Consider the following 25064-nt stretch of genomic DNA (forward strand, 5'->3'; position numbering starts at 1 on the left):
CGGCATGCTGGAACGGTTGCCGGGTTAAACTATCCGACGGCCCTCCGGCCGTTCCTGAGCCGAGCTCAGGTCACTCACACTCGTACGGGAGCTTTCACCGTGGAAAACTGGGCGTCCACCGTCTTGCCCATCGCGATCTTGGTCGTGGCCTTCTGGTTCCTGGTCCTGCGGCCCGCCCGCGCCCGCCAGCGCGAGTTCCAGGGGCTCCAGAGCCAGCTGGCTCCCGGCCAGCAGGTCATGCTCGCCAGCGGCATCTTCGGCGAGACCGTCACGATCGGTGACGAGACGATCGAGCTGCGCGTCGCGGCCGACACCGTCATCGTCGTCAACCGTCACGCCGTCTCGCGCATCATCCCCGACCCGGTCGACGCCGGGACCGACATCGAATCGGGCACCGACGACTGATGGCCAGCTCTCCCCAGCGCAGCGCGAACCTGCCTCGGCCCAAGCGCACGCTGACCTTGTTCATCGCGGTGCTGATCGCGCTCTACGGCCTCGTCGCCCTGATCGACCTCAACGCCGACAAGGGTGACGGCAGCGCCTGGCACCCCAAGCTCGGTCTCGACCTCGAGGGCGGCACCCGCATCTCGTTGCAGGCCAAGGCGACCGAGGGCGACGTCACCCCTGACAAGCTCGAGCAGGCCCGCAACATCATCGACCAGCGCGTCAACGCAACGGGCGTGGCCGAGGCCGAGGTCACGACGCAGGGCAGCGACCAGGTCATCATCGAGATCCCGGGCGAGCGCAAGGCCGGCATCGTCGACGAGGTCGGCAAGACCGCCCAGCTGAGGTTCCGTCTCCTGTGGACCGGCGACCTTGGCAGTGCTGCGAAGCCGGCCTCGGAGAAGGACGCCGCGGCGCAGCAGAAGATCATCGACGACATCGACTGGAGCAAGCTCACGCTCGACCAGATGATCACGGCCGAGACCCAGGGCCTCGACACGCTCCCCAAGACGTACCAGAAGGGCATCGAGGCCCTCCAGGCGCAGGCCGCCTCGTTCGTCTGCTCCGCGGACGGCGTCAACGTCGACGACGTCGCCGGCAAGCCGCTGGTCACGTGCGACACGACGCGCGGCGAGGTGCAGATCCTCAGCCCCACGGTCATCCCCGGGTCCGACATCAAGAGCGCCGATCCGCAGTACGACTCGCAGCGCGCCGAGTGGAGCGTCCGGATCGAGCTCAAGGGTGACGGCAAGGGCGCCTTCAAGACCGTCACGACGGCCCTCACCCCGGCGCAGAACCGGTTCGCGGTCGTCCTCGACGGCGAGGTCATCACGGCCCCGGCGTCGCAGGCGGCCATTACCAACGGCGTCTCGTCGATCACCGGTGGGTTCAACGCCACGACGTCCAAGGCCCTGGCCAACCAGCTGAAGTTCGGCGCGCTGCCCCTGACGTTCGGTGTCAACGGCAGCGAGGAGATCGGGCCGTCGCTCGCCGGCTCCCAGCTCGACGCGGGCCTGCTGGCCGGAGTCATCGGCTTGATCCTGGTCGTCGTCTACTGCCTGTTCTACTACCGCGGCCTCGGGCTCGTGATCATCGGCTCGCTGCTCGTGGCGTCCGCACTGACGTACGTCATGGTGCTGCTGCTCGGCAAGGGCGTCGGGTTCACCCTGACGTTGCCAGGCATCGCGGGACTGATCGTGGCGATCGGCATCACCGCCGACTCGTTCATCGTGTTCTTCGAGCGCATCCGCGACGAGGTGCGTGACGGCAAGTCGCTGCGACTCGCGGTCGAGGCCGGTTGGGTCCGCGCCCGCGGCACGATCCTCGCCGCCGACGCGGTGTCGATCATCGCGGCGCTGACGTTGTTCATCTTCGCGATCGGCGTGGTGCGCGGCTTCGCGTTCGCGCTCGGCCTCACGACGCTGATCGACGTGTTCGTCGTCTTCTTCTTCACCAAGCCCCTGGTCTCGTTGCTGGCTCGGACGAAGTTCTTCGGGCAGGGGCACAAGCTCTCCGGCCTCGATGCCGGTCACCTGGGCATCACCGGCCGCAAGGTCTCCGAGATCTCGCGCACCGGCGCCAGCACCGTGAGGAAGGCCAACTGATGGGACGCATCAGCACGTTCGGACAGCACCTCTACGAGGGCCGCGTCTCGTTCGACTTCATCGGGCGCCGCAAGCTCTTCTACGTGATCTCGGCCGTCATCGTGCTCGTGGCCGCGCTCGCCTTCGTCCTGCGGGGGTTCAACCTGGGCGTCGAGTTCAAGGGCGGTGTCGAGTTCACGGCCAAGGTCCAGGTCGCCAACGCCGCCTCGACCGACGCGATGGTCCAGGGCGTCGAGGACGCCGGGGTGCCCGACGCGGGTGACCCGACGGTGCAGACGTCGGGCAAGGACACGATCCGGATCCAGACGCGCGCCCTGACCCAGGACGAGGCGACCCAGGTGACCGCGTCCCTCAAGGAGGCCGGCGCCACCGAGGTGAGCCAGAACCTGATCGGTCCGACCTACGGCAAGCAGGTCGCGACCAAGGCCCTGACGGGGTTGATCGTGTTCCTCGTGATCATCGTGATCTTCATCTGGGCCTACTTCCGGGAGTGGCGCATGTCGGTCGCGGGCATCGTGGCCCTGGCGCACGACCTGGTCATCACGGCCGGCGTCTATGCGCTGTCGGGCTTCGAGGTCACGCCGGCCACCGTGACCGGCCTGCTGACGATCCTCGGCTTCTCGCTCTACGACACGGTCGTCGTGTTCGACAAGGTGCGCGAGAACACCAAGGGCATCCTCAAGTCGTCGAGCCGGACCTATGCCGAGCAGGCCAACCTGGCGCTCAACCAGACGCTGGTGCGGTCGATCAACACCTCGATCACGGCGCTGCTGCCGGTCGGCGCGCTGCTGTTCGCGGGCGTGTTCATCCTCGGCACCGGTCCGCTCAAGGACTTGGCGCTGGCGCTGTTCGTCGGCATGCTGGCCGGCGCGTACTCGTCGATCTTCATCGCGACCCCGTTGGCCTCGCAGCTCAAGGAGCGTGAGCCGGCCATCAAGGCCCAGGCAGCGCGCGTGCTCGCCCGGCGGGCCAAGGAGGCTGAGGCGCCGGTCGCGGCCGGTGCGGCTCCGAGTCGTCCGGTGCAGGCCTCGGGCGCCGCCAAGCGGGCGCAGCCGAGTCGCAAGCCCCGCTCGCAACGCGGCAAGGGCGGCTCGTCCTGAGCCCTGGCCGCGTGCCATGCTGATCGCACCCCACTGCGGCGCGGGACGGGCCCGGCATCGTCGCGACCAGGAGGACAACCATGAAGATCTCACTCGCAGTCGCAGGCGCCGTCCTGCTCGGCAGCTCGCTCGCGGCCTGCGGCGGGGGTGACGGCGGCAGCTCGGGCGGCTCTGGCGGCTCCGAGGCCGACTACTGCAAGGACATCAAGTCGGCAGCCACCTACATCAAGGGCCTCAACGGCGGCGACGTCTCCCAGTTCAACGAGGCGTTGGACCAGTTCAAGGCGCTGGGCGACGAGGCACCCGACGCCGTCAAGGACGAGTGGGTCACGCTCGAGAAGGGCATCTCGACGGTCGAGAAGGCCTTCGAGGACGCCGGTCTGAAGCTGTCCGACCTCGGCAAGGTCCAGGCCGGAGAGATCCCCGAGGGCGTCGACGTGGCGAAGCTGCAGAAGCTTCCCCAGACGCTCCAGGGTCTCGACAGCAAGGAGTTCACCACGGCCAACGACGCCATCACCAAGCACGCCAAGGACGTCTGCAAGGTCGATCTCGACGCGTCCTGACGCACCAGGCTCGGCAGGTCTCGTGGGCTTCGCCCGCGGGACCTGCTGACGTCCCGCCGTTCCACCCCTGAGGAGTCCTGCATGACCGACGTCCACGCCACGATCGACCGCCTGGTGCGCCCGATCGCCGACTGGCCCGAGCCCGGTGTCACGTTCCGCGACATCACGCCGCTGCTCGGCGACGCCGACGCGTTGGCCGCGGTGGTCGACGCGATGGTCGACCTCGCCGGTGAGGTCGGCTCGATCGACGCCGTGCTCGGCATCGAGGCGCGCGGCTTCATCTTCGGTCCGGCGATCGCCCTGCGGCTCGGCGCGGGGTTCGTGCCGGTGCGCAAGGTCGGCAAGCTCCCGGCCGACTCGCTCTCGACGTCGTACGACCTCGAGTACGGGTCGGCGACCCTGGAGATGCACGTCGACGCCCTGAGGCCCGGCGCGCGGGTGCTCGTGGTCGACGACGTCCTGGCGACCGGCGGCACCATGGAGGCGGCCGCCGACCTGGTGACCCAGGCCGGGGGTTCCGTCGCCGGCAACCTGGTCATGATCGAGCTGGCGCCCCTCGGCGGCGTCGAGCGTCTGTCGCCCGTCGGATGCGTCGCCGTCCGTACCTACTGAGCCTTCCTCCACGAATCGAGAGCCATGAATCCCCATCAGGTCCGCATCGTCGCCCTCGTGCTGGTCGCGATCCTCGTGCTCGGCGCTGCGGCGACGCTGCTCGGCGAGCTGGTCTGACCGCCCGCCATGTGCACACCCTCGGACTAGACTGGACGAACAGTGAGGAGAGCGCGTGGCTGATCGGATCGAAGCACCGCCGGCTGAGTCGAAGAACACCGACTCGGCCCCGGCTTCTGCGCGCGTGCGCAACCGTCTGGCGCGCATCGGTGGCAGCAAGGCCGCATCGCCCGACACGGTGCTCGACCCGCTGATCAAGATCTATCGGGCGACCCATCCCAAGGGCGACATCTCGGCCATCCAGAAGGCCTACGAGATCGCCGAGCGCATGCACGACGGGCAGAAGCGCAAGAGCGGCGATCCCTACATCACGCACCCCCTCGCGGTCACGACGATCCTCGCCGAGCTCGGCATGACGACGCCCACGTTGTGCGCGGCACTGCTGCACGACACCGTCGAGGACACCCCCTACACGCTCGAGCAGCTGACGGCCGACTTCGGTGAGGAGGTCCGTCACCTCGTCGACGGCGTGACCAAGCTCGACAAGGTCAAGTACGGCGACTCGGCGCAGTCCGAGACCATCCGCAAGATGGTCGTCGCGATGAGCCGCGACATCCGCGTCCTGGTCATCAAGCTCGCCGACCGCCTGCACAACATGCGCACGCTGCGCTACCTGCGCCAGGACAAGCAGGAGCGCATCGCCCGCGAGACGATCGAGATCTTCGCGCCGCTGGCCCACCGCCTCGGCATGAACACCATCAAGTGGGAGCTGGAGGACCTCGCGTTCGCGACCCTGCACCCCAAGGTCTACGACGAGATCGTCCGGCTCGTCGCCGACCGTGCGCCCTCGCGCGAGCAGTTCCTCGAGCGGGTCGTCGGCGACGTCGAGTCCGACCTGCGCCACGTCAAGCTCAAGGCGACGGTGTCGAGCCGGCCCAAGCACTACTACTCGATCTACCAGAAGATGCTGGTCGGCGGCCGCGAGTTCTCCGACATCTTCGACCTCGTGGGAGTCCGCATCCTCGTCGACTCGGTCGCCGACTGCTACGGCGTCCTCGGCGTGCTGCACGCGCGCTGGAACCCGATCCCCGGACGCTTCAAGGACTACATCTCGGTCCCGAAGTTCAACATGTACCAGTCGCTGCACACCACGGTCATCGGCCCGCAGGGCAAGGCTGTCGAGCTGCAGATCCGCACCTACGCGATGCACCGTCGCGCCGAGTACGGCGTCGCGGCGCACTGGAAGTACAAGGAGGACTCGTCCGCCGGGGTCAAGGGGGGCAAGGCGCCCGACGGCAACGACATGCTGTGGCTGCGTGAGCTGCTTGACTGGCAGTCCGAGACCGAGGACTCGGTCGACTTCTTGGACTCCCTGCGCTTCGAGATCAACAACGCCGGGGTCTACGCCTACACCCCGCGCGGCGACCTCATCCAGCTTCCGGCCGACGCGACTCCGGTCGACTTCGCCTACGCCGTCCACACCGAGGTCGGTCACGCCTGCATCGGTGCCCGCGTCAACGGTCGTCTGGTCTCGCTGGAGTCGACGCTCGAGAGCGGCGACGTCGTCGAGATCTTCACCTCCAAGTCGCCCGACGCCGGCCCGAGCCGTGACTGGCTCGACTTCGTCGCGAGCCCCCGGGCCCGCAACAAGATCCGCCAGTGGTTCACCAAGGAGCGTCGTGAGGAGGCGATCGAGCGGGGCAAGGACCTGATCGCCAAGCAGATGCGCAAGGAGGGCCTCCCGCTCCACCGCCTGTTCAAGCACGAGACGCTCGCGACGGTCGCCCAGGAGCTGCACCTGCCCGACGTCTCGACGCTCTACGCCTCGGTGGGCGAGAGCAACGTCGGGGCGCAGAGCGTCGTCGACCGCGTGATCGACCTCGCCGGCGGACGCGAGGGGGCGCAGGAGGACCTCGCCGAGGCCACGACCCTGCCGGGGGTGGGCTCGCGTCGTCGCGCCGACACGGGCGATGCCGGGGTCATCGTCGAGGGGCTCGAGGGCGACGACGTCATGATCAAGCTCGCTCGCTGCTGCACGCCGGTGCCGGGCGACACGATCCAGGGCTTCGTGACCCGCGGCGCGGGTGTGTCGGTGCACCGCACCGACTGCGTCAACCTCATCTCGCTGCGCTCGCAGCCCGAGCGTCTGGTCTCGGTGCGGTGGGCGCCGACCGGCAAGAGCACGTTCCTCGTCGCGATCCAGGTCGAAGGGCTCGACCGGCCGCGTCTGCTCAGCGACATCACGCGGGTCATCTCCGACCAGCACGTCAACATCTTGTCGGCCTCGCTGTCGACGGGCCGCGACCGCGTGGCCAAGTCGAAGTTCACCTTCGAGATGGCCGATCCCAAGCACCTGGGCCACGTCCTGAGCGCCGTGCGCACCGTCGAAGGCGTCTTCGACGTCTACCGCCTCACCCAATAACGCTGACGAGACCCTTTCCGCCCCTCGGCGAGAGGCTTCTTGCCCCTCGAGGAGACCGTTGCCGCCCTCAGGCGGCAGGTCGGCGGGACTTCGGCGCCAGCATGCCCCAGCGCCGCGGAAGCGGCGTGATGCCCAGCAGGGCTCCCAGCTCGTCCTCGAACGACGTGTCGGTCCCGAAGATGCGCGGATGGTTGCCGAGCACCCACCGCCACCCGAGGACGTCGCTCAGGTAGGCGCGTCGCTCGAGGTCGTGAGCCGCATGCTCGTCGTCGGTGTGGAACTCGCGACCGTCGTACTCCGTGCCGATCAGCAGCTCGGGATAGGGCAGGTCGATGAAGTACGACCGACCGAAGTCGTCGACGACCTCGAACTGGGGCTCGGGCGGGGGGAGGCCCGCGTCGAGGATGCGCAGCCGTTGCCACGACTCGCCCGGCGACTGCGCCCGTGGGTCGACGATGGCCGCGAGGCTTCGTGCCTGGACGATGCCGCGATAGCCCTTGCGCCGCGCGACGTAGTCGACGAGCTCGGGCACGTCGACGAGTCCGGCACGTGCCACGGCGTCGCCCGCTGCCAGGGCGTACGGCCTGTACATGCGTCTCAGCAGGTCGGACGTGGTGCGCAGCGGCGTGGTCAGCTGGACGCCGTCGACGACCTCGATGTCGTCATCGGTGAGGATCGCCTGGCGGCCGCGAGACCCGGTGCGCTCGACCCTGGCTCCGCTGTGCCGGACGACCATCGACGGCTCGAAGTCGTGGCGCCGCCCGGGTGCGAAGACCTCGACGCCGCGGACCCAGGCCGCTGTCTCGTCGCACACCACCGCGTTCGGCGGAGTGACCAGCCGGAGCGCCCGGAGCCTGGTCGCGCGGGAGTCAGGGACCTTGGCATCGAGGTAGACGCCGCGGAACTCGCGCCTGACCAGACCCTGCTCGAGGTGCAGGCGCAGGGCCTTGGCGGTGAGACCGAGATCGCGGGCCTGGGCCGGCGTGAAGGGATGACCGTCGTTCAGGAGCCATGACATGCATGGGATCTCATCGTCATCGCGCGCCGGCGTCGAGTCGTCCGTCCACAGGGAGCCCATCGAGGGGCGGGAACGCTCTCGCGAAGGGGCGGCAACCCTCTCCTCGAGGGGCGGGAACGGTCTCGTCAGCGTCAGGTGGGGATGAGCTTGAAGAGGAACCTGCGGGTCACCATGAGCCAGATGGCGGCGAGCACGGCGGTGTGGACCAGGGTGCCCTGCCACCAGCTCATCCGGTCCAGACCGGGGACGTTGCCGACGGCCAGCACGAAGAAGACGTGCACGATGAAGACGTAGAGGCTCGCCGTGCCCAGCGGCACGTAGAACCAGCCGAAGACCCGGTTGAGCGGCAGCCAGCACGCCGTGAGCAGCGCGTAGGCCGTCACGAGCACCAGGACCAGGTCGAGCAGCCGGCCGGCCTGCAGGTTGGTGCGCTGGTAGAGGTGGGGATAGAGCCAGTCGTACGTGCCCTGGTCGGTGAACGGCACCGTGAACCCGAGATGCTGCCCGGCCCACAGGAGGGCGAGCGTGCCGGCGTAGCCGGCGACGAGCACCGAGACCAGCGCGATGCCCCGGCGGGTGACGAGCGCTGCGGTGATCTGGCGACGGTAGTAACCGATGACGAGGCCGTGCGTGAAGGCGATCTGCCACGACAGGAGCGGGAAGACGACCTCGAACTGCGACGGCAGCGGATGCCAGTGGGTCTGCGCCTCAACGAGGTAGAGCACCCAGCTGACACCGAGCACGATCCACCACATCCGGCGGCGGATCAGCCACATCAGCGCGGGCACGAGCAGCGAGAGCACCACGAAGAGCCCCATGATGTTGAAGACCCACGGGCCCATCTCGAGCAGGAGGAACTGCTGGACGGCGTACCACGGTGGTGGGTAGTCGAACAGGCGCGGGAAGTTGCCGTAGAGGTCGTAGACCTGGCCGGCCGACGTGGTGCCGTCGGCGCCGGTGCCGCGGTCGGTGAAGGTCGTGACGACGCGGGCCGACACCCCCGGGAGCAGCCCGATGAGCCACACGAGCGTCACGACGGCGAGTGCGGTGACGTACTGCTTGCGCGCACGCCGCAGCGCCCCCACGGCCGCGCCCCACTCGCCGAGGCGCTTGACGCCGATCGGGTAGACCATGCCGAGGACGACGCCCGACAGCAGGACGAACATCTCCGCGCCGGTGATCGCGCCGATCGCGTTGAGGGTCACGTACGAGTAGGGGCCCGCGACCTCGATGTGGGTGACGACGACGGCCACGATCGTCCATCCGCGCAGGAAGTCGAGGCGTCGGTCGCGCGGGTCGTCCTCGGGGGAATAGCGCCACTGGGGCCGCCAGCGCGTCGCGGCCCCGGCCAGCATGAAGAGGCCGAGCGCGAGCACGGTGCACGCGACGATCCAACCCATCTGGTCGGTCGTGCCGGGCCGCTCGCGATACTGCGTCGTGGCCTCGTTGGCCGTCTCCTGGTCGAGCGCCCGGGTGACCGGCCCCGTCAGCAGGCCGTCGCGCGCCAGGTCGGTGCGCAGGGCGTCGGCGAGCTCACCGGTGTGGGTCGCACGCCAGTCGACGACCAGGCCGTCGACCTCCTCCTCGGGTCGCTGCTTCTCCAGCCAGGCGAAGGCGGCGATGTTGGGGTGGGTGAGCCGGATCGTCGGGTCGAACAGCTGGCTCCACCAGTCGCGCTTGACCGTGAGCTCGGGATCGCCGCCCTTGCTGCCGGGAATCGTCAGGATGCCGGTCTCGATGGCGAACGGCGCCCCGGTGTCGCGCGAGAACCGGTCGTAGAACGGCACCCGGTCGCTCGGTGCGTCCGATCCGTAGCCGTAGGTCTCGGCGAGCCTGGCCTCGACCTCGCCGGGACGAGCCTGCAGGCCGTCGCCGAAGTCGGGTCGTCGACCGAAGTGGTACATCGTGGTGCCGACCCAGTCGACGGCGTCGGCGCCGGGGTAGTAGGGGCCGTACGGGTCGTCCCGGGCGTCGACCTTGCCGTCGCCGGACGTGTCGAGCTGGGCTGCGACCCGCGGACCCGATCCGGGCACAGCGCCGTACGCCTTGCCGAACGGGTAGCCGGCACCGTAGGCCACCGTCCAGAGCATCGCCGAGTGCGGCGCCAGGCCGTGGACCTGCTTCGCCACGGTGCGGAAGGCCGCCCTGTAGGCGTCGGGCTGCTGGCCCCACGTGGTCCACGAGCCGTTCATCTCCGGGGCGAACCGCACCAGGAAGATCGTGCCGTGCCGTTGGTGGAGCCGCTCGAGCTGGCGGGCCAACGACCGGGCGTCACGGCCGGTGAGGTCGTCGAGCGGCTTCGTCGGCTCGAGCGTCAGCTGCGCGACGCTGCCGTACGGGGCGGCCTGCTCGACGAACTGCCGCAGGTAGGTGCTGTCGTCGCTGGACAACGGGTAGCGGACGGCCTGCCCGTACAGCGATGGTCCGGTGCCGAGCCGCTCGGCGTACTGCGTGGCGCCGTCGGTGGTCCAGTCGAGGACCGGCCCGAACCACGGCTCGCGGGTGGGTGCCGGCACGGGACTGGGGCTCACGGCACCGGCCGACACAGGTGCGAGGACGAGCAACGCAGTCAGCAGCGCGAGCAACGCTGCTGGTACGCCGTGCCGGCCCCCCGATCGACGAGTCATTCCGATCGGCGGCAGGTGATGCGCCAGATGTTGAGGCCGTCATGGCGCTCGTGCGAGATCTCGTCGACCGTGGCCAGCGCGAGCGCCAGCCCCCGTCCGTCCTCGGCGTCCTCGCCGGGCATGGAGATCTGCTCGAAGTCGATCTGGACGGGTCGCCCGTCGTCGCGGAACTCCGCGGCGAGCTCGCCTCGATCTCCGCGCAGGACGATGTCGAAGCTGCGCGGCTCGTCGCTGGGGGGATCGGTGCGCCTGGAGTGCTCGAGGATGTTGCCGGCGACCTCGATGACCGCGGTCTCGAACCGGATGCGGTCGACCATCGACGTGTCGGGCACCTCGTCGAAGAGGCGGGCGACGAGGTCGTGCACCTCGTCGAGCGACGCCGGGCCGAGGGGCGCGACCATCGTGAGCGTCACGGCCGATTCGTCAGCCACGGTCGAAGGCCTCCTCCACGGAGTCGCGCGGGCGCAGGACCTTGTCGAGGTTGGTGAGGCGCAGGATCGTCAGGACCTGCTCGTTGGGTGCCGCGATGCGCAGGTCGCCTCCGGCCTGTCGGGTCGACTTGAGACCGGCGATCAGCGCCCCGAGGCCTGAGGAGTCCATGAACTCCGTCGCCGAGAGATCGACGGCGATGCGCGGGGTGCCGCTGTCGACGAGCCCGGCGATGGCCTCGGTCAGCTGGCGAGCCGACACCATGGTCAACCGGCCGACAGGGCGGATGACACCGACCCCCTGATCGCTGCGCTCGACCGTGAACTCCGTCATGAAGGCTCCTTCTCGTGGATGTCGTCGGGCTGGTAGCCGCGGTAGAGCGCGGCCTGGATGAGGACGCTGAAGATCAGCAGGTCGAACACGACCCACACGATGTTGACCCAGGTGCCGAGCGGGTCGGCCTCCCCGGTTGCCAGGCGTGCAATGCCGGCCGCCGAGGCGAGCACCAGCAGCGCCATCGCCCACAGCTGGGGCTTGATGAGGTGCCACGGCGGGCCCTGGCGTTCCTGGCGGGTCTTGGGAGTCACCGCGAAGTCGAGGCTGCGACCCAGGAACACGTTGCCGAACGCCGAGGTGAACGACTTGATCCACACCGGGAACAGGGCCAACGAGTACTGCTGCCCGCGCCAGGTCTTGGCGCCACGACCGACGACGAAGAAGAGCAGCTGGTTGACCACGAGGAACGGGATGAGCCGCGCGAAGAAGTCGCTGCCGAGCGAGTCGACCGGCAGGACGCCGATCGTCAGGTAGACGATCGGCGCGGCGATGTAGACGAGTGCTGCGAACCCCGACAGATAGCTCCACATCGTCGACCAGTACATGAGGCGCTGGGCGATCGTCAGACCACGCTGCGTGAGGGGGTTCTCGCGGAACATGACCTGCACGGTGCCCTGGGCCCAGCGCAGGCGCTGGGTCAGCATCGTGCCGAGGTCCTCCGGCGCGAGGCCGTAGGCGAGCGTCTCGTGGTGGTAGACCGAGCGCCAGCCCATCGTGTGCAGGCGCATGCAGGTCGCCATGTCCTCGGTGACCGAGATCGTCGCCAGCGGCATGATGGGCTGGGCCTCGTGCCCGCGATCGACGTCGATCGCCCCGATCAGCGCGCGGACGGTCTCGAGCGCGCCGAGTGGCGACCAGTCGCGGTGCGACATCTGGTCGAGCGCCGTCATGTCGATGACGGCCAGACCACCGTCGATGTCGTCGATGTGGTCGGACATGGTCTCGATCGCCGCGAGGTCGGCCTGCAGGGCGCGCATGTCGGACTCGACCAGACCGCGGCTGATGGCGTCGACCCGCTGCTGGAAGCGATAGGTGACGTCGGCGATCGCCAGCCCGCGCCGCAGCTCGCGCTGCGCCCGTCCGACGTCGTAGGCGACCTCGTCGAGCGAGGCGCGCAGGTGCTCGTCGGCGGGCGTCAGCTGCTTCGTGGCCTTGGCCAGGACAGCCTTGGACGTCCGCAGGGCCCGGTTGACGGACACCTCGACCTCGCCGACGTAGCGGGCCACGCCGAGCTGCATCAGTGCCTCGCGGCGGATGACGGCGTTGGAGCCGCAGAAGAACGCGGCGTTCCAGCCGTCCTTGCCCTGCTGGATGGGGCCATAGAAAAGGGGAGCCTGGCTGCCGAGCGGATCGCTGTCGGGCACGTTGGTGAAGACCTGGGGCGTCTGGACCAGCGCCACCTGCTCGTCGCGGAAGTAGCCGAGCGTGCGGTCGAGGATGTTCGGCTCGGGGATCTGGTCGGCGTCGAGGATCAGGAGGAACTCGCCCTCGGTCGCCATCAGGGCGTTGTTGATGTTGCCGGCCTTGGCGTGGCGCGGCCGGTCGATCCAGTCCTCGGAGCGCCGGATCCAGCCGATGCCGTTGGCCTCGGCCCACGCGCCGAGCTCGGCCCGGTTGCCGTCGTCGAGCAGCCAGGTCTCGTGCGGGTGGGTGATGGCCTGGGCCGCGAGCGCGGTCTTCTGCACCAGGTCGAGCGGCTCGTTGTAGGTCGTGATGAACACGTCGACCGTCGCGCCCTCGGGCGGCGCGTCGGGCTCGCCGCGACGCTTGACGCGCCACATCGTGAGCCCGAAGAGCAGGGAGTCGATGAGGCTGTAGGTCTCGGCGATCACGAGGGGAACGGCGATCCACCACGCGTCCCAGTTGAGGGAGAACAGCCAGCGCCACACGACGTAGTTGATGCCGAGCATCGCGGTGACGAGCACCAAGAGGCGCAGGAGCCAGGTCCGCATGGTTCAGCCTGCCTCCGGCAGACGACGGATCGCGAGCATGGTGACGTCGTCCAGCGGAACGGCGCTGTCGGCCATCGACCGGACGGTCTCGACGAGGTCGGACGGGGTGGGGTGCAGGTGGGCGAGGTCGGCGATGACGCCGAGCACCTCGGGGGTGCCGCCGAGCAGGTCGAACAGACCGTCGCTGAAGCACACGAGCATGTCGCCCGGCATCAGGTCGACCTGACGCTCGGTCCACTTCCACTCGTCGGTGATGCCGAGCGGCAGGTCGCTCGTGGCGAGGTGCTCGTGCGACCCGTCGGCGCGCACGACCAGCGTCAGGCCGTGCCCGGCGTCGACGTAGCGGACCTGGCCGGTGGTGGGGTCGGCCCAGCCGAAGAAGCCGGTGACGAACGCCGAGCTCGCGGCGAGGTCGGCGAGCAGGATCGTGTTGACCTCGGTCAGGGCCGTGCCCAGGTCGGCGTCGTCGCCGAAGCGGCCGGCGGCGAACGCGCGGTTCTCCGAGCGCACCACGGCGCGAGCCGTCGCCATGAGGATCGCGGCGCCGGTGCCCTTGCCCATGACGTCGGCGACGGTGAAGCTGTGCTGGCCGTCGATCTCCTGGTGGTCGAAGAAGTCGCCGGCGACTGCGCCGGCGGCCAGGCAGACTGCGGACGCGTCGTAGCCCTCGATGACCGGCGCCGTGCTGGGCAGCAGCGACTGCTGCACCTCGCGGGCGCGGTCCATCTCGTTGGAGCTGCGCAGCTCGGCCTCGACCCACTGGCTGAGCTCGAGCATCAGGTCGAACTCGCGGGCGCTGAGCGTGCGCGTGCGGCGGTCGTAGAGGCAGAACGTGCCGATCGCCGTGCCGTGGGCGTCGTGCAGGGGGAAGCCGGCGTAGAAGCGGATGTGTGGCTCACCTGCGACACCCGGAAGGTCGCGGTAGTGAGGGTCCGTGGAGGCGTCCTCCACGATGACCGGCTGGTCGAGCAGGACGGTGCGGGCGCAGAACGTCGCGTCGCGCGGGGCCTCGACGACCTCGAGGCCGATGCACGACTTGAAGTAGGCGCGATCGCGGTCGATCAGGGTGATCGTCGAGATCGGGACGTGGAACGCGATGCGCGCGAGCCGGGTGAACCGGTCGAAACGCTCCTCGGGGGGCGTGTCGAGGATCTGGAGCACGTCGAGCCCACGACGACGTGCCTGCTCCACCACGTCCAGCAATGCGAACACCTCCGAGAGCAGCACCAGGACCTTGGTCCCAGCCTAGCCGCGGAGTGGGTCAGCGGCAGTGCCCTGCGTCCGGAGTCGGGGCGAGGCGGGTCAGGAGAAGTCGGCCTGGGCCTTCTGGGCCATCGCGAGGAAGGCCTGCTTGGACTCCAGGTCGGCCGTCAGGTCCTTGACCTTCTTGGCATCGCCCTTGGCCTCGGCGGCGGCGATCTTGGCGGAGACCTCGTCGATGGCGCGCTGCAGCTTGCCGATCATGTCGTCGGCGCGGGCAGACTTCTCCGGATCGGTCTTCTTCCACTGCGTCTCGGTGGCGTCCTTGACGGCCTGCTCGATCGTGCGGATCTTGGCCTCGAACTCGCCGATCTTGGCGCGCGGCACCTTGCCGGCGGCCTCCCAGCGGTCGGCGATGTCCAGCCACGCCTTGCGGGCGGCGTCGACGTTCTTGATCGGGAGCAGCTTCTCGGCCTCGGCGAGGATCTCGAGCTTCTTGTCGGCGTTGACCTCGTACTCGGCGTCGAGCAGCGAGTTGGCCTCGTCGCGCGCGGTGAAGAAGGCGTCCTGTGCGGCGCGGAACCGCTTCCAGAGCTTGTCCTCGACGTTGCGGGGCGCGGAGCCGGCCTTCTTCCACTCGGTCATCAGGTCGCGGTACTTGCCGGCCGTCGGGCCCCACTCGGTGGACGTCGACAGTGCCTCGGCCTCGGTGATCAGCCGTTCCTTGACGACCTTGGCGGCGTCGCGCAGCGTCGACTGCTCGCCGAAGTGACTCTTGCGACGGCGCGTGTAGGTCGTGCGGGCCGAGCTGAAGCGGTGCCAGAGCTCGTCGTCGGCGGACTTGCTGAGGCGGGGGAGAGCCTTCCACTCGTCGAGCAGGGCGCGCAGCTTGTCGGCGCCGGCCTTCCAGTCGGTGCCGGCGGCGATCTTCTCGGCGGCCTCGGCGATGCGGGTCTTCTCGGTCGCGGCCTCGGCGACCTTGGCGGCGCGCTCGACCTTGCGTTCCTCGCGCTGCTTGTCGATCGCGGGCTGCAGCGCGTCGAGACGGGTGACGAGCGAGTCGAGGTCGCCCATCGCCTGGGCGTCGACCAGCTGCGAACGCACCTTCGTCACGGCCTTGGCGGCGTCGTCGGGCGAGACCGTGCCGCTCTCGAGACGCTTCTCCAGCAGGTCGACCTCGACCTCGAGGCCCTCGAACCGGCGGACGTACAAGGCCATCGCCTCGACGGGGTCACCCCCGGGCCACTGGCCGATCAGTCGTTCGCCGTCGGTGGTCTTCACGTAGACGTTGCCGTCATCGTCGACACGACCCCAGGGGTTCGTGGGCGCAGAGCTCATGGCGGACAGTCTAGGGCGACGACTGCGTGGAGCGCGCCCGCCCGCCTCGCGTACCCTGTCGGACGTGCTTCTCACGTCATTTCCAGCCGGTCCGCTGCAGGCGAACTGCTACTTCGTGTCCCGGGGTCCCGGCACCGGCTGTGCGATCGTCGATCCCGGCATGGACGCGATCGAGGGCGTCCGCCAGGTCGTCGCCGAGCACAACCTGCGGCCCGAGGCGGTCCTCATCACGCACGGCCACTTCGACCACATGTGGAACGCCCAGGACGTCGCGGCTGCGTACGACTGCCCCGTCTGGATCCACCCCGCCGACCGCCATCTGCTGAGCGACCCGATGGCCGCGATCTCGGGTGAGTCGGCAGCGATGCTGCGCACCCAGCTCGGCATGACCGACCTGCCCGACTTCGTCGAGCCCGCCGACGTCCGCGATGCCGTCGACGGAGCCACGATCGAGGTCGACGGACTGACCCTCACGGTCGACCACGTGCCCGGACACACGCCCGGCACCGTCGTCTACCGCGTGCCCTACGTCGGGCCCGAGGACGTCTCGCAGGTCATGTTCTCCGGCGACTTCCTGTTCGCCGGCTCGATCGGTCGCACCGACCTGACCGGTGGCTCGCACCCGCAGATGCTGGACAGCCTGCGTGATCGCGTGCTGCCCCTGGCCGACGACATCGTCGTCCTGCCGGGCCACGGCGGACAGACCTCGATCGGCCGCGAGCGGGCGACCAACCCGTTCCTCGCCGAGGTGGCGTCCTGATGGCCACCAAGCTGTCGGGCTTCCCCGAGCTGCTCCCGCGTGAGCGGATCGTCGAGCAGCAGGTCCTCGACCACCTGCGCCGCACGTTCGAGCTGCACGGCTTCGCCAACATCGAGACCCGCGCCGTCGAGCCGCTCGACGTGCTGCTTCGCAAGGGCGAGATCGACAAGGAGGTCTACGCCGTCAAGCGGCTGGCCGCCGCCGACTCCGAGCCGGCCGAGCTGGCGCTGCACTACGACCTCACGGTCCCGTTCGCCCGCTACGTGCTGGAGAACGCCGGCCAGCTCGACTTCCCGTTCCGCCGCTGGCAGATCCAGAAGGTGTGGCGCGGCGAGCGGCCCCAGCAGGGACGGTTCCGCGAGTTCACCCAGGCCGACATCGACATCGTCGCCCGCGACGTCCTGCCGTTCCACTTCGACGTCGAGGTCGCCCGGGTCATGGCCGAGGCGCTGGCCGGGCTGCCGATCCCCACGGCGACGCTGCAGATCAGCAACCGCAAGATCCTCGAGGGGTTCTACCTGGGCCTGGGGCTGGCCGATCCGGCCGCGGTCATGCAGGTCGTCGACAAGCTCGACAAGGTGCCCGCCGACAGGATCCACGGCCTGCTCGTCGAGCAGGGCCTGACGACCGACCAAGCGGCCAAGGTGCTCGCGCTGGCGGAGATCGTCACGACCGACACGTCGTTCGTCCAGCGCGTCGAGGCGCTCGGCGTCGAGCACGAGATGCTCGCCGAGGGCCTGTCCGAGCTCGCTCAGGTCGTCGAGGGTGCGTCCGGCGTCGACGGCGTCGTCGTCACCGCAGACCTGCGCATCGCGCGCGGCCTCGACTACTACACCGGCACGGTGTTCGAGACCCGGCTCGCGGGCTGGGAGCACCTCGGCTCGATCTGCTCCGGCGGACGCTACGACGAGCTCGCCCAGGACAAGCGGTCGACCTATCCCGGCGTCGGCATCTCGCTCGGCGTCTCCCGCCTGCTCGTCCCGCTGGCGCTGGCCGCCGATCGTTCGGTGCCGTCCGCCGTGCTGGTGGCCGTCGACGACGAGGAGTCGCGTCCGGCCAGCAACGCCGTCGCGCAGCAGCTCCGCGAGCGCGGCATCCCGACCGAGGTGGCCCCCAAGGCCGCCAAGTTCGGCAAGCAGATCCAGCACGCCGAGAAGCGCGGCATCCCGTACGTCTGGTTCCCGCCGACCTCCGTCAAGGACATCCGGTCCGGCGAGCAGATCGACGTGGACCCCACCACCTGGGCACCGCCCACCGACGACCTCACGCCCCAGATCCTGGGGCACCAGAGCAAGGAGCAGAACACGTGATCCGCACCCATGACGCCGGAAGCCTGCGCGCCGACCACATCGGCCAGCAGGTCACGCTCGCCGGATGGGTCGCGCGACGGCGAGACCACGGCGGTGTCGCGTTCATCGACCTGCGCGAGGCCTCGGGCGTCGTCCAGGTCGTCGTCCGCGAGGAGGTCGCCCACCAGCTCCGCGCCGAGTACTGCCTCAAGATCGTCGGCACGGTCCAGCAGCGGCCCGCGGGCAACGAGAACGCCGGCATCCCGACCGGTGACATCGAGGTCATCGCCGACGACGTCGAGATCCTCAGCGCCGCCGCGCCCCTGCCGTTCCCGATCGACGACCACGTCGACGTCGGCGAGGAGGCGCGCCTGAAGTACCGCTACCTCGACCTGCGTCGTTCGGCGCCGGCCGCCGCGATCCGCCTGCGCAGCAAGATCAACGCCGCGGCCCGTGAGGTGCTGTCCGAGCGCGACTTCGTCGAGATCGAGACGCCCACGCTGACCCGGTCGACGCCCGAGGGCGCCCGCGACTTCCTGGTGCCCGCGCGACTGCAGCCCGGCAGCTGGTACGCCCTGCCGCAGAGCCCGCAGCTGTTCAAGCAGCTGCTCATGGTCGGCGGCATGGAGCGCTACTACCAGATCGCGCGCTGCTACCGCGACGAGGCGTTCCGCGCCGACCGCCAGCCCGAGTTCACCCAGCTCGACATCGAGATGAGCTTCGTCGAGCAGGCCGACATCGTCGAGCTCATGGAGAGCATCCTCACCAAGATGTGGGCGCTCATCGGCCACGAGATCCCGACCCCCATCCCGCACATGACGTATGCCGAGGCGATGCGTCGGTTCGGCTCCGACAAGCCCGACCTGCGCATGGGTCAGGAGCTCGTCGAGTGCACCGACTACTTCAAGGACACGCCGTTCCGGGTGTTCCAGGCCGAGTACGTCGGCGCGGTCGTTATGCCCGGCGGAGCCTCGCAGCCCCGCCGTCAGTTCGACGCCTGGCAGGAGTGGGCCAAGCAGCGCGGCGCGCGGGGCCTGGCCTACGTCACGATCTCCGAGGACGGCGAGCTCGGCGGCCCCGTGGCCAAGAACCTCTCCGACGCCGAGCGTGAGGGCCTGGCGGCGCACGTCGGCGCCCAGCCGGGCGACTGCGTCTTCTTCGGTGCCGGTGCGACCAAGTCGACCCGTGGCTTGCTCGGCGCGGCGCGCCTGGAGATCGGCGAGCGCTGCGACCTGATCGACAAGGACGCGTGGGAGTTCCTCTGGGTCGTCGACGCCCCGCTGTTCGAGCCGTCCAGCGAGGCCGTCGAGTCCGGCGACGTCGCGGTCGGCGCCGGGTCGTGGACCGCGGTCCACCACGCCTTCACCTCGCCCCAGGACGTCGAGACCTTCGACAGCGACCCGGGCAACGCGCTCGCGTGGGCCTACGACATCGTCTGCAACGGCAGCGAGCTCGGCGGCGGGTCGATCCGTATCCACCGCGAGGACATCCAGAAGCGTGTCTTCGCGATCATGGGCATCGAGGAGGACGAGGCGCAGGAGAAGTTCGGCTTCCTGCTCGACGCGTTCACCTTCGGCGCACCCCCGCACGGCGGCATCGCGGTCGGCATGGACCGCATCGCGGCGATGCTGAGCGGGAGCGCCTCGATTCGCGAGGTCATCGCCTTCCCGAAGTCCGGCGGTGGCTTCGACCCCCTGACCGCGGCACCGGCGCCCATCACGCCGGAGCAGCGCAAGGAGGCGGGCGTCGACTGGAAGCCCGAGCCCAAGAAGGCTGACGCCTGACGCAGCGGCGAGACGCGAAAGTGTGCGCGTCTGCACGACTGGGGACTCCCCAGGCGTGCGGATGTGCACACTTTCGGGTTCGGGCGGGGCAGACGCGCACAGTTTCGGGGGCGGGCGGGCGACTAGGCTCGTGACATGAGCTCCGACGGACTGTTCGACATCCCGGACACGCCGCCGACGACCGGCACCGGCGGGGGCAGCCTCTCGGGCAACACGCACGCGTCGGCGCCGCTGGCGGTGCGGATGCGTCCACGGTCGCTCGACGAGCTCGTCGGCCAGCAGCACCTGCTGGCGCCCGGATCGCCCCTGCGCCAGATGATCGACGGCAGCCAGCCGCTCACGATCCTGCTCTGGGGCCCGCCCGGCACCGGCAAGACGACGATCGCGAGCCTGCTCAGCGCCCACACCGACCGCCGCTTCGTCGAGGTCTCCGCCGTCTCGGCCGGCGTCAAGGAGGTCCGCGACACGATCGCCGGCGCCCGCCGTGCCTTGGCACAGACCGGCATCGAGACCGTCCTGTTCGTCGACGAGGTCCACCGCTTCAGCAAGTCCCAGCAGGACGCCCTCCTGCCCGGCGTCGAGAACCGCTGGGTCTCGCTCGTCGCGGCCACGACCGAGAACCCGCACTTCAGCGTGATCTCGCCGCTGCTGAGCCGCAGCCTCCTGCTCACGCTGGAGAGCCTCACCGACGACGACATCGGGGTGCTCGTCGACCGAGCGCTGACCGACGAGCGGGGCCTGGCCGGGGCCGTCACGCTCACCGACGAGGCCAGGTCGCACCTCGTCCGGCTCGCGGGCGGTGACGGACGCCGCGTGCTGACCTACCTCGAGGCCGCGGCCGGTGCCGCGACGAGCCAGGGCAAGACCGAGATCTCCGTCGAGGACGCCGCGCTGGCGGTCGACAAGGCGGCCGTCCGCTACGACCGACAGGGCGACCAGCACTACGACGTCATCAGCGCCTTCATCAAGTCGATCCGCGGCTCCGACGTCGACGCCGCCCTGCACTACCTCGCCCGCATGATCGAGGCGGGGGAGGACCCGCGCTTCATCGCCCGACGGCTGATGATCCACGCGAGCGAGGACATCGGCATGGCCGACCCGACGGCGCTGCCGCTCGCGACGGCCACCGCCCAGGCCGTCGCCATGATCGGCTTCCCCGAGGCGCGCATCCCGCTCGCCCAGGCCGTGATCCACCTGGCCGCAGCGCCCAAGTCGAACGCCGTGATCGTCGCGATCGACCGCGCGCAGGCCGATGTCAGGGCCGGCAAGGTCGGCGCCGTCCCTCCCGCGCTGCGCGACGCCCACTACGCCGGCGCCAAGAAGCTCGGCCACGGGCACGACTACCAGTACCCGCACAACGACGTCCGTGGCGTCGTCGGGCAGCAGTACGCCCCGGACGACGTCGACGGGAGCATCTACTACGAGCCCAGCGAGCACGGCTTCGAGGCCAGGCTCGGCGAGCGGCTCGCGATGATCCGCAAGATCCTGCGCAAGCGCTGACTCAACCCGTCCGCCGGCCCCCGCCCGCCCAGGGCGGTGCGTTGGCGTCCACGTCACGCGCGAACGTGGACGCCAGTGCACCGCCTCGGTGGGGCGGTGCGCTGGCGTCCGGTGGGCGGCGCGACTCCCCGCGATAGGCTCGTCCCCATGTCGGTGGAGGTCTGGATCCTCGTCGCGACCGCGGTCCTGGCCGTGGTCGCGATCGTTGCTGCCATCGTCGCGGTCCGAGCCGTCCGACAGATCTCACGGGGCCAGCAGGTCGCCGTGGTCGAGACGCCTCCTGCCCGCAGACAGGCCGACGTCACGGTCCACGAGCAGCCGACACCCGTGGTGTCCCGCGAGCTGACGCCCCGCGTCGTCGAGGGCCGCCTGGTCGTGCCCCCGAGCGAGCAGCAGGTCGTCCAGGCCGCCCTCGGACGCCCCGGCGTGCGGCTCTCGGTCTATGCGCACGGGATCGCCCATGCGCTGCGGGCCGAGAGCCGCGACCGCATCTCCGCGCTGATGCGACGTGAGTACCGCCGCCGTCGCCGTGAGCGCCTGCAGGCCGGGCGCCGGGCCGTGCGCAGCACCTCGCCGACACCGCCCGCCGACCAGTGGATGGGGTCGTCATGAAGTCGCGTCTCGTCTGGTTCGTCGCCGGCTCGGCCGCCGGCGTCTACGGCGCCGCCAAGGCCCGCCGTGCCGCCTACCGCCTGTCGGCGCCCGGCGTCGTCGACCAGGCCGCCGCCCTCGGGCTCGGCTGGCGCGCGTTCAGCGCCGAGGTGCAGGACGGCATGCAGGCCCGCGAGCGCGACGTCGTCCGCCGACTGACCGCCGACTCCCTCGACCACAGCACCCTCGACCACAGCACCCTCAGCCTCGAGCAGGCTCACCTCGACACCATCCATCCCGACAAGAGGCCCCACTGATGCACACCGCGGAGATCCGCCGACGATTCCTCGACCACTTCGAGAAGGCGGGACACACCGTCGTGCCGTCGGCACCCCTGCTGTTCGACGACCCGAACCTGCTGTTTGTCAACGCCGGCATGGTGCCGTTCAAGCCCTACTTCCTCGGCCAGGAGACGCCGCCGTGGGAGACCGCGACCAGCGTCCAGAAGTGCGTGCGCACCCTCGACATCGAGGAGGTCGGCAAGACGACCCGCCACGGCACGTTCTTCCAGATGAATGGCAACTTCTCGTTCGGCGACTACTTCAAGGAAGGCGCCATCACCCACGCGTGGGGCCTCATCACCGGATCGGTCGACGAGGGTGGCCTCGGCATCGATCCCGACTCGATCTGGGTCACGGTGCTGCACACCGACCAGGAGGCGCGCGAGATCTGGAAGCGGGTCGCGGGGCTGCCCGACGAACGCATCCAGGACCGCGGCCTGCTCGACAACTACTGGCACATGGGCGTCGCCGGGCCCGGCGGGCCGTGCAGCGAGATCTACGTCGACCGCGGCCCCGAGTTCGGGCCCGACGGGGGACCGGTCGTCGACGAGGACCGGTTCCTGGAGATCTGGAACCTCGTGTTCATGCAGGAGGAGATCACCAACGTCCAGGCCAAGGACCGCTTCGACGTCGTCGGTGAGCTGCCCCACAAGAACATCGACACCGGCATGGGCCTAGAGCGGGTCGCCTACCTGCTGCAGGGCAAGGGCAACCTCTACGAGATCGACGAGGTCTTTCCGGTCATCGAGAAGGCGTCGGAGATCTCCGGGCGCACCTATGGCAAGGACCACACCGACGACGTGCGGTTCCGCGTCATCGCCGACCACGTCCGCAGCGGCCTGATGCTCATGGGTGACGGCGTCACGCCGGGCAACGAGGCGCGCGGCTACGTGCTGCGACGCCTGCTGCGGCGAGCCGTCCGCTCGATGCGGCTGCTCGGCTTCGACGACCCCGCGCTGCCGCTGCTCCTGCCGGTCAGCCTCGACCGCATGAAGGCGTCCTATCCCGAGCTCGAGGCCGACTTCCCCCGCATCGAGCAGGTCGCGTACGCCGAGGAGGAGGCGTTCCGCCAGACCCTCGGCAAGGGCACCCAGATCTTCGAGAGCGCGGCCGTGGCGGTCAAGGACAGCGGCGGCACCGGCCTGAGCGGCGAGGCCGCGTTCACCCTGCACGACACCTACGGCTTCCCGATCGACATCACGCTGGAGATGGCCTCCGAGCAGGGGCTCAGCGTCGACGAGGACGGGTTCCGCGCTCTGATGGCCGAGCAGCGCTCGCGCGCCAAGGCCGATGCGAAGTCCAAGAAGGGCAGCCACGCCGACACGACGGTCTACCGGTCGGCGCTCGACGCCAACGGCCCCACCGACTGGCAGGCCTACACGACCCTCACGACGGAGTCGCGCGTCCTCGCGCTCATCGCCGACGGCGGATCGGTGCCGGCGATCGGCGCGGGGTCGATCGGCGAGGTCGTGCTCGACCGCACGCCGTTCTACGCCGAGTCCGGCGGTCAGAACGCCGACGCGGGCCACCTGGTCTGGGACGGCGGACGGGCCGAGGTGCTCGACGTGCAGCGTCCGGTGCGCGGGCTGGTGGTCCACCAGGTCCGCGTGCTGGAGGGTGAGCTCACCCTCGACCGCACACTCGAGGCGGCGGTCGACCCCGAGTGGCGTCTCGGCGCGCGTCAGGCGCACTCGGGCACCCACGTCGTGCACGCCGCGCTGCGCGAGGTGCTCGGCCCCACGGCGCTGCAGGCCGGCTCCTACAACCGTCCGGGCTACCTGCGCCTCGACTACGGCTGGAGCGGCGCGCTGTCGCCCGACCAGCTCACCGGTGTCGAGGAGGCGTCCAACCGGGCGCTGCGCGCCGACCTGCCCGTCACGGCCCAGACGATGTCGCTGCCCGAGGCCCGTGAGTGGGGTGCGTTGGCGCTGTTCGGCGAGACGTACGGCGAGGACGTCCGCGTCGTCGAGATCGGCGGCCCGTGGTCGCGCGAGCTCTGCGGTGGCACGCACGTCGACCGCTCGTCCCAGATCGGCACCGTCGTCATCACGTCCGACGGCTCCGTCGGCGCCGGCAACCGCCGCGTCGAGGCACTGGTCGGCATCGAGGGCTTCCAGTACCTCGCCAAGGAGCGCGACGTCGTCCGCCAGCTCACCGACATCCTCAAGACGCAGCCCGAGGACGTCCCGGGTCGTGTCCAGGACCTCATGGACCGTCTCAAGGCCGCCGAGAAGGCTGCCGAGAAGATCAAGGCGGCGCAGCTGCTGGGCGCGGCCGGCGACGTCGCCAGCAGCGCCAAGGACGTCGGCGGCATCGCCTACGTCGGCCACCACGCTGCCGGCGCAGGCGGGGGAGACGTGCGCACGATCGCGCTCGACATCCGCAAGCGCCTCGCCGACCGGCCGGCGGTCGTCGTGGTGATCGGTGATGCCGGTGACAAGCCGGCCGCCGTCGTGGCGCTCAACGAGGCGGCGCAGCAGCGCGGCCTGTCGGCCAACGACCTGATCAAGGTCGTCGGCCAGCAGATCGGCGGCAAGGGCGGCGGCAAGGGCGATGTCGCCCAGGGTGGCGGCACCGACGTGTCGGGCATCCCGGCAGCGCTGGCCGCGGTCGAGGCGGCGCTCGCCTGATGCGCCGCGGCAGGAGGCTCGGGGTCGACGTGGGTGACGCCCGCATCGGCGTCGCCGTGAGCGATCCCGACGGCATCCTGGCCACGCCCGTCGAGACCGTCCCGGCCGGTCCGGCCGCCATCGGGCGTCTCGCCGAGCTCGTGCGGGAGCACGAGGTGCTCGAGTGCGTGGTGGGGCTGCCGATGGGGCTCTCGGGCCGTGAGGGCCCGGCCGCGATCAAGGTCCGGGCCTTCTGCGTCGACCTGCTCGCGGCCATCGAGCCCGTCCCGATCCGGCTCTTCGACGAGCGGATGTCGACGACCAGCGCGCACGGGCAGCTGCGCGCGAGCGGACGTTCGACGCGCACCACGCGCGGCATCATCGACCAGGCTGCCGCTACCGTGATCCTTCAAACGGCACTGGATGCCGAACGGACCCGCGGGTCCGCCCCCGGCGAGAGCATGTGAGGTCGAATGAGTGACAGCGGG

The 25064-nt window shown here is 69.9% G+C and carries 21 protein-coding genes; 14 read left to right on the top strand and 7 right to left on the bottom strand.

The annotated features are described in order from the left end of the window. Positions 1 to 99 precede the first annotated feature (99 nt). The 6 genes from yajC (at position 100) to HQK15_RS11950 (ending at position 6802) form a co-directional block, all read left to right on the top strand. The gene (gene yajC, locus HQK15_RS11925) at positions 100 to 405 is read left to right on the top strand and encodes a preprotein translocase subunit YajC (RefSeq protein ID WP_367649147.1); all 306 of its coding nucleotides are present in this window, start codon (positions 100 to 102) and stop codon (positions 403 to 405) included. Beyond that, complete coding sequence (gene secD, locus HQK15_RS11930; RefSeq protein ID WP_173491672.1) at positions 405 to 2048, top strand: protein translocase subunit SecD; 1644 nt, start codon at positions 405 to 407, stop codon at positions 2046 to 2048. Before yajC ends, secD begins: the two co-directional genes overlap by 1 nt. Next, positions 2048 to 3148, top strand: a complete 1101-nt coding sequence (gene secF, locus HQK15_RS11935; protein WP_173491673.1) for a protein translocase subunit SecF — start codon at positions 2048 to 2050, stop codon at positions 3146 to 3148. The genes secD and secF overlap by 1 nt, the downstream gene beginning before the upstream one ends. Before the next feature lie 80 nt (positions 3149 to 3228). After that, positions 3229 to 3711 (top strand): hypothetical protein, encoded by a 483-nt coding sequence (locus HQK15_RS11940; protein ID WP_173491674.1) that lies wholly within the window; start codon positions 3229 to 3231, stop codon positions 3709 to 3711. 81 nt (positions 3712 to 3792) lie between these two features. After that, positions 3793 to 4323 (top strand): adenine phosphoribosyltransferase, encoded by a 531-nt coding sequence (locus HQK15_RS11945; protein ID WP_173491675.1) that lies wholly within the window; start codon positions 3793 to 3795, stop codon positions 4321 to 4323. A gap of 172 nt (positions 4324 to 4495) precedes the next feature. Beyond that, a complete protein-coding gene (locus HQK15_RS11950) occupies positions 4496 to 6802 on the top strand; it encodes a RelA/SpoT family protein (RefSeq protein ID WP_173491676.1) in 2307 nt (768 codons plus the stop codon). Between the two features lie 67 nt (positions 6803 to 6869). Here HQK15_RS11950 and HQK15_RS11955 read toward each other — a convergent pair whose 3' ends face one another. From HQK15_RS11955 to HQK15_RS11985, 7 genes are all read right to left on the bottom strand, one after another. Next, a complete protein-coding gene (locus HQK15_RS11955) occupies positions 6870 to 7820 on the bottom strand; it encodes a type IV toxin-antitoxin system AbiEi family antitoxin domain-containing protein (RefSeq protein WP_173491677.1) in 951 nt (316 codons plus the stop codon). Positions 7821 to 7951: 131 nt separating this feature from the next. Further along, positions 7952 to 10351 (bottom strand): OpgC domain-containing protein, encoded by a 2400-nt coding sequence (gene opgC, locus HQK15_RS19125; protein ID WP_173491678.1) that lies wholly within the window; start codon positions 10349 to 10351, stop codon positions 7952 to 7954. Between the two features lie 92 nt (positions 10352 to 10443). After that, positions 10444 to 10878, bottom strand: coding sequence for an ATP-binding protein (locus tag HQK15_RS11965; RefSeq protein WP_173491679.1), 435 nt, complete (start codon positions 10876 to 10878; stop codon positions 10444 to 10446). Then, positions 10871 to 11209, bottom strand: coding sequence for an STAS domain-containing protein (locus HQK15_RS11970; RefSeq protein WP_173491680.1), 339 nt, complete (start codon positions 11207 to 11209; stop codon positions 10871 to 10873). Before HQK15_RS11970 ends, HQK15_RS11965 begins: the two co-directional genes overlap by 8 nt. Beyond that, the gene (locus HQK15_RS11975) at positions 11206 to 13164 is read right to left on the bottom strand and encodes a glycosyltransferase family 2 protein (protein ID WP_173491681.1); all 1959 of its coding nucleotides are present in this window, start codon (positions 13162 to 13164) and stop codon (positions 11206 to 11208) included. Before HQK15_RS11975 ends, HQK15_RS11970 begins: the two co-directional genes overlap by 4 nt. 3 nt (positions 13165 to 13167) lie before the next feature. Next, a complete protein-coding gene (locus tag HQK15_RS11980; protein ID WP_367649157.1) occupies positions 13168 to 14358 on the bottom strand; it encodes a PP2C family protein-serine/threonine phosphatase in 1191 nt (396 codons plus the stop codon). 108 nt (positions 14359 to 14466) lie between these two features. Further along, on the bottom strand, positions 14467 to 15702 hold the full coding sequence (locus HQK15_RS11985; protein WP_173491682.1) for a DUF349 domain-containing protein: 1236 nt from the start codon (positions 15700 to 15702) through the stop codon (positions 14467 to 14469). Positions 15703 to 15766: 64 nt separating this feature from the next. Here HQK15_RS11985 and HQK15_RS11990 point away from each other — a divergent pair, with 64 nt between their 5' ends. The 8 genes from HQK15_RS11990 to ruvX all read left to right on the top strand — a co-directional run bounded on the left by HQK15_RS11990 (position 15767) and on the right by ruvX (position 25043). Next, positions 15767 to 16462 (top strand): MBL fold metallo-hydrolase, encoded by a 696-nt coding sequence (locus HQK15_RS11990; RefSeq protein ID WP_173491683.1) that lies wholly within the window; start codon positions 15767 to 15769, stop codon positions 16460 to 16462. After that, the gene (gene hisS / locus HQK15_RS11995) at positions 16462 to 17772 is read left to right on the top strand and encodes a histidine--tRNA ligase (RefSeq protein ID WP_173491684.1); all 1311 of its coding nucleotides are present in this window, start codon (positions 16462 to 16464) and stop codon (positions 17770 to 17772) included. Before HQK15_RS11990 ends, hisS begins: the two co-directional genes overlap by 1 nt. After that, on the top strand, positions 17769 to 19535 hold the full coding sequence (gene aspS / locus HQK15_RS12000) for an aspartate--tRNA ligase (RefSeq protein ID WP_173491685.1): 1767 nt from the start codon (positions 17769 to 17771) through the stop codon (positions 19533 to 19535). Before hisS ends, aspS begins: the two co-directional genes overlap by 4 nt. Positions 19536 to 19670: 135 nt before the next feature. Continuing rightward, positions 19671 to 21035 carry a replication-associated recombination protein A gene (locus HQK15_RS12005; RefSeq protein ID WP_173491686.1) on the top strand — a complete coding sequence of 455 codons (1365 nt, stop codon included), beginning with the start codon at positions 19671 to 19673 and terminating at the stop codon, positions 21033 to 21035. Positions 21036 to 21182: 147 nt separating this feature from the next. Beyond that, positions 21183 to 21647 (top strand): hypothetical protein, encoded by a 465-nt coding sequence (locus HQK15_RS12010; protein ID WP_173491687.1) that lies wholly within the window; start codon positions 21183 to 21185, stop codon positions 21645 to 21647. Further along, complete coding sequence (locus tag HQK15_RS12015; protein WP_173491688.1) at positions 21644 to 21943, top strand: DUF6167 family protein; 300 nt, start codon at positions 21644 to 21646, stop codon at positions 21941 to 21943. Before HQK15_RS12010 ends, HQK15_RS12015 begins: the two co-directional genes overlap by 4 nt. After that, on the top strand, positions 21943 to 24597 hold the full coding sequence (alaS, locus tag HQK15_RS12020) for an alanine--tRNA ligase (protein ID WP_173491689.1): 2655 nt from the start codon (positions 21943 to 21945) through the stop codon (positions 24595 to 24597). The genes HQK15_RS12015 and alaS overlap by 1 nt, the downstream gene beginning before the upstream one ends. Next, entirely contained in the window at positions 24597 to 25043 is a 447-nt protein-coding gene (gene ruvX, locus HQK15_RS12025) for a Holliday junction resolvase RuvX (RefSeq protein ID WP_173491690.1), read from the top strand. Before alaS ends, ruvX begins: the two co-directional genes overlap by 1 nt. Positions 25044 to 25064 lie beyond the last annotated feature (21 nt).

It is taken from the genome of Aeromicrobium stalagmiti (genome assembly GCF_013283745.1).
Classification (GTDB): domain Bacteria; phylum Actinomycetota; class Actinomycetes; order Propionibacteriales; family Nocardioidaceae; genus Aeromicrobium; species Aeromicrobium stalagmiti.

What these genes read in the sequence shown, in the direction of transcription:
- secD (WP_173491672.1), top strand. Translation starts at nt 405, where the DNA reads ATGGCCAGCTCTCCCCAGCGCAGCGCGAACCTGCCTCGGCCCAAGCGC.
- HQK15_RS11940 (WP_173491674.1), top strand. Translation starts at nt 3,229, where the DNA reads ATGAAGATCTCACTCGCAGTCGCAGGCGCCGTCCTGCTCGGCAGCTCG.
- HQK15_RS12010 (WP_173491687.1), top strand. Translation starts at nt 21,183, where the DNA reads ATGTCGGTGGAGGTCTGGATCCTCGTCGCGACCGCGGTCCTGGCCGTG.
- hisS (WP_173491684.1), top strand. Translation starts at nt 16,462, where the DNA reads ATGGCCACCAAGCTGTCGGGCTTCCCCGAGCTGCTCCCGCGTGAGCGG.
- alaS (WP_173491689.1), top strand. Translation starts at nt 21,943, where the DNA reads ATGCACACCGCGGAGATCCGCCGACGATTCCTCGACCACTTCGAGAAG.
- HQK15_RS11970 (WP_173491680.1), bottom strand. Translation starts at nt 11,209, where the DNA reads ATGACGGAGTTCACGGTCGAGCGCAGCGATCAGGGGGTCGGTGTCATC.
- ruvX (WP_173491690.1), top strand. Translation starts at nt 24,597, where the DNA reads ATGCGCCGCGGCAGGAGGCTCGGGGTCGACGTGGGTGACGCCCGCATC.
- HQK15_RS12005 (WP_173491686.1), top strand. Translation starts at nt 19,671, where the DNA reads ATGAGCTCCGACGGACTGTTCGACATCCCGGACACGCCGCCGACGACC.
- HQK15_RS11985 (WP_173491682.1), bottom strand. Translation starts at nt 15,702, where the DNA reads ATGAGCTCTGCGCCCACGAACCCCTGGGGTCGTGTCGACGATGACGGC.
- HQK15_RS11945 (WP_173491675.1), top strand. Translation starts at nt 3,793, where the DNA reads ATGACCGACGTCCACGCCACGATCGACCGCCTGGTGCGCCCGATCGCC.
- secF (WP_173491673.1), top strand. Translation starts at nt 2,048, where the DNA reads ATGGGACGCATCAGCACGTTCGGACAGCACCTCTACGAGGGCCGCGTC.
- HQK15_RS11955 (WP_173491677.1), bottom strand. Translation starts at nt 7,820, where the DNA reads ATGTCATGGCTCCTGAACGACGGTCATCCCTTCACGCCGGCCCAGGCC.
- HQK15_RS11975 (WP_173491681.1), bottom strand. Translation starts at nt 13,164, where the DNA reads ATGCGGACCTGGCTCCTGCGCCTCTTGGTGCTCGTCACCGCGATGCTC.
- HQK15_RS12015 (WP_173491688.1), top strand. Translation starts at nt 21,644, where the DNA reads ATGAAGTCGCGTCTCGTCTGGTTCGTCGCCGGCTCGGCCGCCGGCGTC.